This window comes from Pontiella sp. (assembly GCF_041622395.1).
Lineage (GTDB): Bacteria > Verrucomicrobiota > Kiritimatiellia > Kiritimatiellales > Pontiellaceae > Pontiella.
The window spans coordinates 1-8,964 of record NZ_JBFJYW010000156.1; the positions used below are offsets into that span (position 1 = coordinate 1).

Annotated in this window: 6 protein-coding genes; 2 read left to right on the forward strand and 4 right to left on the reverse strand. The window is 59.3% G+C overall.

The genetic code is table 11. The features are described 5' to 3' along the window. The 3 genes from ABYO54_RS10110 to ABYO54_RS10120 form a co-directional block, all read right to left on the reverse strand. The coding region (locus ABYO54_RS10110) for a sulfatase (protein ID WP_372808129.1) at positions 1-666 on the reverse strand (666 nt) is incomplete at its 3' end. 66 nt (positions 667-732) lie between these two features. Then, on the reverse strand, positions 733-3,183 hold the full coding sequence (locus ABYO54_RS10115; RefSeq protein ID WP_372808130.1) for a glycosyl hydrolase family 95 catalytic domain-containing protein: 2,451 nt from the start codon (positions 3,181-3,183) through the stop codon (positions 733-735). Between the two features lie 108 nt (positions 3,184-3,291). Then, positions 3,292-4,761 carry a sialate O-acetylesterase gene (locus ABYO54_RS10120; RefSeq protein ID WP_372808131.1) on the reverse strand — a complete coding sequence of 490 codons (1,470 nt, stop codon included), beginning with the start codon at positions 4,759-4,761 and terminating at the stop codon, positions 3,292-3,294. A gap of 348 nt (positions 4,762-5,109) precedes the next feature. Between ABYO54_RS10120 and ald the strand changes: the two genes are divergently transcribed. Together ald and ABYO54_RS10130 are read left to right on the forward strand one after the other, a co-directional pair. Then, entirely contained in the window at positions 5,110-6,225 is a 1,116-nt protein-coding gene (ald, locus tag ABYO54_RS10125) for an alanine dehydrogenase (RefSeq protein WP_372808132.1), read from the forward strand. A gap of 148 nt (positions 6,226-6,373) precedes the next feature. Continuing rightward, positions 6,374-6,808 carry an Lrp/AsnC family transcriptional regulator gene (locus tag ABYO54_RS10130; protein WP_372808133.1) on the forward strand — a complete coding sequence of 145 codons (435 nt, stop codon included), beginning with the start codon at positions 6,374-6,376 and terminating at the stop codon, positions 6,806-6,808. Between the two features lie 126 nt (positions 6,809-6,934). Here the strand turns inward: ABYO54_RS10130 and ABYO54_RS10135 are convergent, their stop codons facing one another. Continuing rightward, positions 6,935-8,605, reverse strand: a complete 1,671-nt coding sequence (locus tag ABYO54_RS10135; protein WP_372808134.1) for a von Willebrand factor type A domain-containing protein — start codon at positions 8,603-8,605, stop codon at positions 6,935-6,937. Between the last annotated feature and the right edge of the window lie 359 nt (positions 8,606-8,964).

Genomic DNA, 8,964 nt, shown 5'->3' on the forward strand with positions numbered 1-8,964 from the left:
CGCCGGCGGATCGATCGGCGTGTGCGGCTCGTGCGAGCAGACATACATGAAGAAGGGTTTTTCCTTGTTGCGCTTGGACTTCAGCCATTCGCGGGCGTCGTCGACGATCACGTCGCAGTACCAGCCACCGACTTCGCCCAGCGGTTCGCCGTTCTTGATGAAGCGCTTGGGATTGCTCGGGCCGCCATGTGCGGGGAACGAGTTGAGGGTGGTGCCCATCCAGTAGTCGAAGCCCTGCTCGCCGGGGCCGGGGTGCGTGTAGTGGGCGTTCTTCTCCAGCGTGGAGAGATGCCACTTGCCCCAGAAGGCCGTCTCGTAGCCCTTTTCCTTCAGCACTTCGGCGAGGGTCACCTCTTCGTCCTTCAGGAAGGTATCCCGGCTATGGATATAGAAGAAGCCGGAGCGGTAGGGATTGCGGCCGGTCAGCAACGCGGCGCGCGACGGCGAACAGACCGTTCCGCCGGAGTGGCAGTCGGTCATCCGCACGCCTTCCGAAGCGAGCTTGTCGATGTTGGGCGTTTGGATGATCCGGTTGCCGTAGCATCCGAGGTCGCCATAGCCGAGGTCATCGGCCAAAAAGACGATGACGTTGGGGGGTGTTTTCGGTTCGGCATAGCCGGAGACGGCGACGCCCGCGAGAGTCAGCAGCGTTAGTATTTTTTTCATATTCATTTCCTTTGATTAAATTGGAAGCCACCTCGTAGCGGCGGCTCTACCCGGCGCGGCCGGCGGTCATTTGCGAACCAGCGTATAAACCCCACCCTGGACGGTTTCGAACTCCAGCGAGCCATCGCCGTTGCGCTTCGTTGCGATTTCCTGGCCATCCTGCAACACCGCGAACGGTGCGCCATCATCGATGCGGCAGCGCTTGCCCGCCTTCGATAGGATGGCCACTTCGGCCACCCGTCGGTCTTTCCAAACCATATCCAGCTCGAAGCCGCCGCGAACGCAGACGCCCTCGAACGCGCCGTCGGCCCACTCGGAGGGCAGCGCGGGCAAGAGGTCGATCACGTCTTCGTGCGACTGCACCAGCATTTCGGTGATGCCCGCCGCAACGCCCATGGTGCCGTCGATCTGCAGCGCGGAGCCGCATTGGGCGAACAACTGCGGGCAGCACTGCAATTCCAAGTAGGTCCGGAAGATCTTGTTGGCGCGGTCGCCGTCGTAGAGCCGCGCCCAGAGCGCCATCTTCCAGCCCATCGAGAAGCCCTTGCCGCCGTCGCCGCGCTGTTCGAGCACGGCCTTGACGCCGTCGATGTATTGCGGGGTGCGCTTGGCGGAAATGACGTTGCCGGGATAGAGGCCGTACATGTGGGAGAAGTGGCGGTGCTTGTCTTCCATCTGTTCGAGATCCTCGGTCCACTCCTGCAAGGTGCCGTCCCGACCGATCTTCGGCGGGGCCAGCCGCCGGCGGGCGGCCTGCGCCTGCGGGCCGACGTCGGACGTTTTGCCGAGGATCTTTTCGGCTTCCAGATAGTTGCCGAACAGGTCGGTCAGGATCTGGATGTCCATGGAGGAGCCGTAGCAGATGGTGGTGAAATAATAGTTGCCCGTCACTTCGTCGAAGAAATATTCATAGCCGGGTCCCTTCGGCGGGTTTTCCGGCGAGGTCGACGGGTTGGTCACCAGGTATTGGCCCGACGGATCTTCCACCAGGAAATCGAGGAAGAACTGAACGGAACCCTGCAGCAACGGATAGATTTCCTGCAGGTAGGCTTCGTCCTGCGTGTAGAGGTAGTGGTCGAACAGCTGGTTGCAGATCCACGCGCCGCCGACGGTGAAGGTGCCCCAGCAGGGCCCGTCCATCGGCGCGGCCACGCGCCAGAGATCGGTGTTCTGATGGAACACCCAACCGCGTGCGCCGTAGTGCTCTTTCGCGACCTGCGCCCCTTGGTCGGTCAGCTCCTGCGCCATCTTCTTGAACGGCTCGAAGAATTCGGGGAGGTTGCCGGACTGCGCATGCCAGTAGTTCATCTCGGCATTGATGTTGGTGGTGTATTTCGAATCCCACGACGGATTCATGTCCTCGTTCCAGATGCCCTGCAAGTTGGCCGGCTGCGTTCCGGGCCGCGACGAAGCAATCAGCGCGTAGCGGGCGAAATTATAGCAAAGCGCCGCCATGCTCGGGTCCGCCTTCGTCTGCGCCAACGTCTTGCGCTCATCGGTCGGCAGGAAGGAGCGCTCGTTGGTCGGCAGCGTCAGCGAGACGCGCTTGAAATAGGGGGCATAGTCGGCCACGGAGGCTTCGGCGATTTCGGCGAAGGATTTGCCTTCCACCTTTTTCAGGTCGTCCGCCACCCGCCGGTTCTGGTCGGCGCCGACATCCTGGTAGTTTTTGAAGTTGGAAGCCGCCGCAATGACCAGCGTCACCGCGTCCGCGTTTTCGACGATCAGGAAATCGTCCTCCACCTTCATGGAGCCGCCTTCCGGCATGGCCTGGAGTTCGGCCTTGTAGCGCAGCTTGCCTTCGATGCCCAGATAGTCGGCCGACTTGCCGTTGAGCATCAGGCCGCTTTGGCCAACGCCATCCATCCGGAAATAGTCGGTCGCATAGTTCGAGTGCGCGCTATTGCGGCAACCGCGCAGCTGCGCCTTGAAGGAGAGGTGGCCGGGCTTGCTGGCCGTCAGGCGCACCGCGATCACCTGGTCGGGGGCGGAGGAGAGCACCTCGCGGCGGTAGGTCACGCCGTCGACGGAATATTCCACGCAAACGATGCCGGTTTCCAGATCGAGCCAGCGCTTGTAGCCGGTCACCTTTTCCTGCCCGTCGAAGAACAGCATCAGGTTGGCGAGCGACTGGTATTTCTGCTGCTCCACGGGATAGCCCATGAGCTTTCGGCCAAACAGCTTGTGGGCCTTGATGGGCTCGCCTTCGAAAATATAGTTCTGGATCGTCGGCAACGCCTCGGCGCCGCCCTCGACCACGGTCGAATAGGGCCCGCCCGACCAGCAGGTCTCTTCGTTCAACTGGATACGCTCGTTGCCATGGTTGCCAAAAACCATCGCGCCCAGCCGCCCGTTGCCGACCGGAAGCGCCGCCTGCCAATCCGCGGCGGGCGCCTGGTACCACAGCACGGTGGCCGGGTTGAAATCCTTCGCCTCAATCTTATCCGACATATCCTTCATCGCCTCCGTATTCACTGCAACTCCTGTCATCACGAGCATCGCCACTATGTATTTCATATCCCATCCTTCGCTGAAAAACATGGCATGATTTGACCGCGAAGACGCAACGAATCCTACCTTGCGTGCCCTTGCGTCTTTGCGGTCATAAACAAATGCCTCGATCGATTACTTGTTTCCAACGGGCCAGTCGTCGGTGCGGAACGACGGAGCAGGCAAACCTTCCTGGTTGGCGAGGTTCGGCATGTCCGCATTGCCCCAGCCGTAGCGTACCGCGACCGGCTTGGAGACCCCCGCGGCACGGACGACGACCGTGTCGCCGTCGATCACCGCTTCGGCGTCAACGAACTTCCGGTCTGCGCCGGAAATCGTGAAATGGGTCAGCGCTTCGCCGTCGTTGCCGACGAGCCCGCCGTCGACGTGGTCGAACGCGAGCCGGATCTGGTTGCCTTCGACTTTACAGGCTTTATAGAGCGGGCCCGAATAGACGAGATCGGACTTGCCGTAGGTCTTGGCCAAGGCCAGCAGGGCCAAGCGATGCGCCACGGGTTTTTTCTGCTTCGGGTGGATGTTGGTTTCATCGCCCACGTCCATGGTCACGGCCATGCCGGTGTTGGGCACCGACAGCGCCATGGTTTGCGCTTCGCGCAGAAAGGCGACCGGGATCGGTTCGCTTTTATAGTTAAACGGAGCGATCTGCACATAGTAGAACGGGAAATCGCCGATGCCCCAGCGCGTGCGCCAATCCTGGATCATCGCCGGGAAGAGCGTGCGGTACTGCACGGGGTCCTTCACGTTGGATTCGCCCTGGTACCAGATGGCTCCGCGCAGAGCGAAGGAGACCAGCGGGTTGATCATGCCGTTGTAGAGCACCGCCGGGTTGCGCTGGTTCAGGCCTTGGGGTCGGCCCTGGGCGCTCATATGAAGCACGCCGCTCTCCGCCGCCATCTTCGGATACTCGGCCATCCGCGCATTGAACTCGGGGAACTGCTTGGACAGCGTCTCCTTGGCCACCCAGGTTTCGGCGGACGATCCGCCCCAGTTGACCGAAACCAAGCCGATCGGCACATTCAGTTCTTCATAAAGCTCCCGGCCGAAGAAAAAACCGATGGCGCTGAAGGACAACACGCTGGTTGGATTGCAGACCGACCATTTCGCCTGGACCGAATCCTGCGGTTCCAGGGCAATCACCTGGGCAACCTGGCAGAAGCGGATGTTCGGAAGGTTTGCCGCTTCGACGTCTTCCTTCCAAAAATCGACGCCGTATCCCCGCATTTTCCACTGCATGTTCGATTGCCCGGTGCAGAACCAGACTTCGCCCGAGAGCACGTTTTTCAGCTCGACGGTTTCGCCGCCGCTCTTGACGGTCACGCGGTGCGGTCCGCCCGCCTTGGGGGTTTTGATGGAGGTCTTCCAGCGTCCGTCGGCATCCGCCGTTGCCTCGGCAACCTGCTTGCTCCACGACACGGCGACCGAAACCTTCGCGCCGGGTGCGGCCTGGCCCCAAATCGCGGCATCGGTCTGCTGCTGCAGCACCATGTCGCTGGAAAACAGACTCGCCAGCTTCAGCGATTGCCCCATCGCCGCCGAAACGAACAGCGATGCGACCAAGAAAATTACGGCACGGACTTTTTTCATTCTAACTCCCATGTGAGGAAACCCGACGAGCAGATTCCGGTTTTCGGTGTATGTTCAAAACTTTTTATCACAATGCTGAAAGGCTAACCAAGCGGGGAAGCCGCCGTCTTGTAGGATTCTGGCAGCTCTGTGTAGATTCCCGAGCATTGGCGTCCTCCGCTGCGCGTTGTCTCCCGGACGCGCCTCCGCCGGTTGCCCCTCCCTCCGAAAGCGGCCCCGGCCACCGGTACTACAAATACGTTATTCGCGCTACAATTTCGTGTTTTTACGCTTTTCGTATTTTTTTATTTACGTTGGCAATTATTCCGTACTACAAGCGAATAAAACCAACCAACAACGGAGTGTGTCATGAAAATCGGAGTAGCAAAGGAAATCAAGAAGCACGAATACCGGGTGGGGCTGACCCCGGCCAACGCCAAGGCCTACATCAACGCGGGCCATGAAGTGACCGTGGAAAAGGATGCGGGCGCGAACGCGGGCTTTCCGGACGAAGCCTATGTGGCCGCCGGATGCACCATCGAAGCCGATACCAAGACGCTGTTCGACAACGCGGACATGATCATCAAGGTGAAAGAGCCGCAGCCCTGCGAATACGACCTCTTCCACGAAGGCCAGATTCTCTACACCTACCTCCACCTCGCGGCCGACGAAGCCCAAACCAAGGCGCTGATGGCACGCAAGGTGAAAGCCGTCGCCTACGAAACCATCGAGGAATCCGGCAACCACCTCCCCTGCCTGACGCCGATGAGCGAAATCGCCGGGCGCCTTTCCATCCAGGAAGGCGCGAAATATCTCGAAAAGCCCTACGGCGGCCGCGGCGTGTTGCTCGGCGGCGTACCGGGCGTACCGCGCGGCAAGGTGGCCATCCTCGGCGGCGGCATCGTGGGAACCAACGCGGCCAAGATGGCGATCGGCCTCGGCGCCGACGTGACGGTCCTCGACATCAGCGCCAAACGGCTCTCCTATCTCGACGACATCTTCGAAACCCGCATCACCACCCTCTACAGCAACGAAGAAAACATCGAGCTGGTGCTCAAGGAGAGCGACCTGGTGATCGGCGGCGTCTTGATCCCGGGTGCCAAGGCCCCGCATCTCATCAAGAAAAAACACCTCAAGCTGATGAAGCCGGGCGCGGTCATCGTCGATGTGGCCGTCGACCAGGGCGGTTGCGTGGAAACCACCCGCGCCACCACGCACGACGATCCGATCTTCGAGATCGATGGCGTCATCCACTACTGCGTGGCCAACATGCCCGGCGCAGTTGCGCTGACCTCGACCCTCGCGCTGACCAGCACCACGCTGTACTACGGCCTCGCCCTCGCGAACAAGGGCCTGGAAACCGCCGTCAAGGAATCCGCCGCCATCAAGAAGGGCCTCAACATCTACAACGGCGCCTGCGTCTACGAACCCGTGGCCGACGCCCTGGGCATCGACTACACGCCCGTCGATGAGTTGATCAGCTAAGTACGATTATCCAATAGATGGTCCGACAAAATAATTTCGGACAAAATAATTCCTTGCGGATTGGATCTGTAGAATCATTTTGTCCTTAATTATTTTGTCGAGCCACGGCGTAGTGCCAAGCGTTGGTTCCGAACAATGGGAGTTGGATATGCAGCTAGACGACACGGATTGGAAGATCATTGATATCCTGCGCGAGGCGCATGTCCCGAACAGTGCCATTGCCACCGCGCTGAACCTTTCGGAAGGCGCCATTCGGCAACGGCTGAAAAAGCTCAAGGACTCCGGCGTCATGGTCGTTCGCGGGCTGATCAACCCCGACATTCTCCAAGACCAGCAGATCGCCATCATTGCGGTATCCGTGGCCGAATCCGCACTGCTCGAAAGCAAGGCGGCCGAGATCGCCGAGCTCGAAAACGTCCACTCCGTGATCATCACCACGGGGCGCTTCGACCTGATGGTCGAGATTCTGGTCGACTCCAACAAGGGCCTCGTCCGCTTCCTCACCGAGCAGCTCTCGCAAGTGGCGGGCGTCTCCTCGACCGAAAGCTTCCTCATCCTCAAGGGCTACAACAAATACATCTGACGCTGTTCTTGCTCGGGAAAGTTGAGCAAATTGGCAGGAGCGGATTAGCGGAAGCACAAGCTATGCAAAGGGGCGACTCGACATCCGTTCGACATTGAAGAAGGTTCCCTGCCCCGCCGAACGGATCTAGTTCCGATATTGCCACTGGGGATAGTCGTTTGTGGTGGTGATGCCCGACCTCAGGTTTATGGTTTTATTCATGAGTTCGAGACATTCCGCGCGATAGCCGGAAGGATCGCGTTCCGCCGCGCTTTTCGCCACCCCCATTACGTTGTCCATCGAAAACGCCCCGATCCGGTTCGAGCCGCGCAGATGCATCCCGAAGGCGGCGACGGCGGTTGCCCAGCGGAACGACGCATCCATGGAATCCGGCTGATAGGCACTTTGGTCCAATTCAAAGGTCAGCAGCTTGCTTTTCGACTCTTCCGGCTCCTTGTAGCGCAGTTTGAGCGTCAGCAGCTCCGAACTATCGACCGCAAACTCGGTCGATTCGGGCTGGGTATATTTCAACGGCACGCCGTCTTCCGTGGCCGGAGCGTCGGCAGGCACCAGCTCGTAGAGCGCCGTGACCTGATGCCCGGCGCCGATCTCGCCGGCATCCTTGGTGTCGTCGGCAAAATCGCGGGCGGCCAGCTTGCGGTTTTCATAGCCGATCAAGCGGTATGACCGGATCAACGCCGGATTGAATTCAATCTGGATCTTCACGTCTTTGGCAATGGTTACCATGTTGGCGGTCAGTTGCTTAACGAGCACTTTTTCCGCTTCGCGTTCGGAGTCGATGTAGAAATAGTTGCCGTTCCCCTTGTTGGCCAGCATTTCCATTTTGGCGTCCTGCAGGTTTCCGGTTCCAAAACCAAGCACGCTCAGGAAGACGTTGCTTTTGCGCTTTTCCTCGATCAGCCGTTGAAGGGCGTCGATATTGGAGATGCCCACATTAAAGTCGCCGTCCGTGGCCAGGATTACGCGGTTGACGCCATCCTTGATAAAATGATCGCTCGCGAGACGGTAGGCCAGTTCAATGCCCTGGCCCCCGGCGGTCGATCCTCCGGCCTTCAACCGATTCAGTGCACCGATGATGGTTTCCTTTTCCATGGCCGACGTGGAATCCAGCACCACGCCCGACGATCCCGCATAGACGACGATCGCCACGCGGTCCCTTTCCCCCAATGCGCGTACCATTTTTTCAAACCCTGTTTTAAGCAACGGCAGTTTGTCGGCGGAATTCATCGAGCCCGAAACATCGAGCAGGAACACCAGATTGGAGTCGCGCCAGTCCTCGTCCGCGAGCTTCCGGCCTTGCAGGCCGATACGTAGCAAGCGATGTTCGTTGTTCCACGGACAATCGGTCAGCGCCATCGACGTTGCGAAGGGGCGGGTTCCTTTGGGGTCCTCATAATCATATTCGAAATAGTTGATCATCTCCTCGATCCGCACCGCGTCTTTCGGCGGCAACCGTCCGCCCGCCAAATAACGGCGGACGTTGGCATACGAGGCCGTATCTACATCGATCGAAAACGTAGAAAGCGCTTTGTCCTTCGAATGGTTAAACTCGTTCTCCACGATCGCCGCATAGTTTTCGCGGCTGGGTGGCGGATTCCACGCCAGCGACACATCACTCATGGCCTGGGCACGCGAGGATCTCTGCATCCGAACTTCATTGCTCGCAAGCTTTTGAGCCGAGCGATTGAGATATTCCATGGCCTCACGGTTATAGGGATCTTCAGCAAGCGCAGCCTCGAAGGCCGCTTCGGCCTTGGCATAATCGCCGCTTCTGTAAAAAGCCAGTCCTCGAGCCATCAGGTCTTTGGAGGCGGTTGAGGATGACGGTTCCAGATTGTCGGACTTAATTTGTTTCGGCGTTCCGGTGAAAAGTGGCTTGGGATATTCGACTTGCAAGGGGACGAGTTTCTCGTCAGTCGCCACGACCGGGGCTGGTTGCGCCGGAGTTGCAGGTTGGGCTGTGGGTTTGGCAACTTCGCTGAACAGGCCTTCGTTTTCCGCGCTTGGTTTTTCGGATTCAACCAACGTCCAGTCGAAACCGAGTTCTTCCAATGCACCGTCATCGTACTCAACAAATTTTGCTTCGATCTCAACATTCTGGGATGCCTCCTGCTTCGCCTGACGCACAACTTCTTCTGCGTAGTCGGATCGTCCCC

What these genes read in the sequence shown, in the direction of transcription:
- ABYO54_RS10135 (WP_372808134.1), bottom strand. Translation starts at nt 8,605, where the DNA reads ATGGCTCGAGGACTGGCTTTTTACAGAAGCGGCGATTATGCCAAGGCC.
- ABYO54_RS10115 (WP_372808130.1), bottom strand. Translation starts at nt 3,183, where the DNA reads ATGAAATACATAGTGGCGATGCTCGTGATGACAGGAGTTGCAGTGAAT.
- ABYO54_RS10120 (WP_372808131.1), bottom strand. Translation starts at nt 4,761, where the DNA reads ATGAAAAAAGTCCGTGCCGTAATTTTCTTGGTCGCATCGCTGTTCGTT.
- ald (WP_372808132.1), top strand. Translation starts at nt 5,110, where the DNA reads ATGAAAATCGGAGTAGCAAAGGAAATCAAGAAGCACGAATACCGGGTG.
- ABYO54_RS10130 (WP_372808133.1), top strand. Translation starts at nt 6,374, where the DNA reads ATGCAGCTAGACGACACGGATTGGAAGATCATTGATATCCTGCGCGAG.